General features: G+C 64.2%; 1 protein-coding gene and 2 pseudogenes. All 3 read left to right on the forward strand.

Annotated elements, in window-relative coordinates:
* Positions 1-121: 121 nt before the first annotated feature.
* A pseudogene (locus tag L9Z73_RS29865) lies at positions 122-832 on the forward strand (aldehyde dehydrogenase (NADP(+))); the annotation flags it as partial.
* A gap of 33 nt (positions 833-865) precedes the next feature.
* Positions 866-1,729, forward strand: coding sequence for an SMP-30/gluconolactonase/LRE family protein (locus L9Z73_RS29870; RefSeq protein WP_247408524.1), 864 nt, complete (start codon positions 866-868; stop codon positions 1,727-1,729).
* 38 nt (positions 1,730-1,767) lie between these two features.
* A pseudogene (locus tag L9Z73_RS29875) lies at positions 1,768-1,993 on the forward strand (arabinose ABC transporter substrate-binding protein); the annotation flags it as partial.

Consider the following 1,993-nt stretch of genomic DNA (forward strand, 5'->3'; position numbering starts at 1 on the left):
GCAACCTGGTGCTGCGCTACGACACGACGGTCAAGGGCAAGGACTTGCTCAACGACCTGCGCCAACTGCTGAAACTGTCGAACATCGGATAAGGGCATCGTCATGGCCAAACCTGGATTTCGCCTCGGTGGTGCAAGGCTGCGGCCAGTTTTGTACCAATCCTGGCTTGGTGATCGGCATCGCGTCAGCGGCCTTCACCGCGTTCACTCAGCAGGTGGCGCAACTGATCGGTGATCAGCCGGCGCAGACCATGCTCAATGCCGGCACCTTGAGCAGCTATGGCAAGGGCCTGCAAACACTGCTGGCGCATCCCGGCATCCAGCACCTGGCGGGTCAGGCTCAAACCGGCAATCAGGCGCGGCCGCAGTTGTTCAAGGCCGATGTCAGCTTGCTGATCGACGGCGATGAAGTGCTGCAAGAGGAAGTGTTCGGCCCCACCACGGTGTTCGTCGAAGTCGCCGACCAGGCCCAGCTCAGCGCCGCCTTGCACGGCCTGCACGGCCAGCTCACGGCGACGATCATCGGCGAGCCGGCCGACCTGCAGCAGTTCGCCGAACTCACGCCGCTGCTGGAGCAGAAAGTCGGGCGTATCCTGCTCAACGGCTACCCGACCGGCGTGGAAGTGTGCGACGCAATGGTCCACGGCGGCCCGTACCCCGCGACGTCGGATGCGCGGGGTACCTCGGTCGGCAGCCTGGCCATCGACCGCTTCCTGCGCCCGGTGTGTTTCCAGAACTACCCGGACAGCCTGCTGCCCGACGCGTTGAAAAACGCCAACCCATTGCGTATCCAGCGCCTGGTGGATGGCACGCCGTCACGCGACGCGCTGTAACGCGCACCTGAGAACAACAATCCAGGAGGCTTCATGTCGTTTCACGCCGTCACCGCGCACCGTGCGCAACTGGGGGAGGGCCCGTTCTGGGACGTGCCCTCCCAGGCCCTGTATTGGGTCGACATCGCCGGCAAACAGGCGCTGCGCCTGATGGACGGGCAATTGCAGACCTGGCAGTTGCCGGAGCATGTCTCCGCGTTTATCCCGTGTGAAAGCGGCGATGCGCTGGTGACCTTGAGCAGCGGCGTGTATCGACTGAACCTCGCGACCGAAGCCTTGCGCCTGTTCTGCGTGGCCGACCCGCACGCGGGCAACCGGGGCAATGAAGCGCGCTGCGACGCCCAGGGTCGCCTGTGGCTGGGCACCATGCAGAACAACCTCGGCGAACACGGTGAAGACCTGCCCGTCACGCGTCGTTCCGGCGGGCTGTTTCGCGTTGATGCCGATGCGCGGGTCACGCCGTTGCTGCACGGCCTGGGCATTCCCAACACCTTGCTGTGGAGCGCGGACGGCGCCCAGGTGCATTTCGGCGACAGCCTGGACGGCACGCTGTATCGGCATGCGATCCAACCGAACGGCCAACTCGACCCTGCCCAAGTGTGGTTCGGCCCGCACGGGCGCGGCGGGCCGGACGGCTCGGCCATGGACAGCCAAGGCTATCTCTGGAACGCACGCTGGGACGGCAGTTGCCTGCTGCGCCTGACGCCGGAGGGTGAAGTGGATCGGATCATCGAACTGCCCGTCAGCCGCCCCACCAGTTGCGTGTTTGGCGGCCCCCACCTCACCACCCTGTACATCACCAGCGCCGCCAGCCCCCTCGATCACCCCCTGGATGGCGCGGTGCTTGCCATCGAGGTCGATGTGCCCGGTAAACCCTGTCACCGCTTTGCTGGCTGAACCCAAGACTTTAAAAACAACAACAAGGAGTCACCCGTATGAATCGTCGTCGTGGTTTGCGTTCCCTGTGCTGTGCCGCCGTCGCGGTCTCGGCCCTGAGCATGAGCGGCCTGTTGCTGGCCGCCGAAGAAGTGAAGATCGGCTTTTTGGTCAAACAAGCCGAAGAACCCTGGTTCCAGACCGAATGGGCCTTCGCCGAAAAAGCCGGCAAGGAACATGGTTTCACCGTGATCAAGATCGCCGTGCCCGACGGCGAGAAAACCC

It is taken from the genome of Pseudomonas emilianonis (assembly GCF_023072625.1).
GTDB lineage: Bacteria > Pseudomonadota > Gammaproteobacteria > Pseudomonadales > Pseudomonadaceae > Aquipseudomonas > Aquipseudomonas paraveronii.

Excerpts from the sequence above, each read along its gene's own strand:
- L9Z73_RS29870 (WP_247408524.1), top strand. The coding sequence starts at position 866 with ATGTCGTTTCACGCCGTCACCGCGCACCGTGCGCAACTGGGGGAGGGC.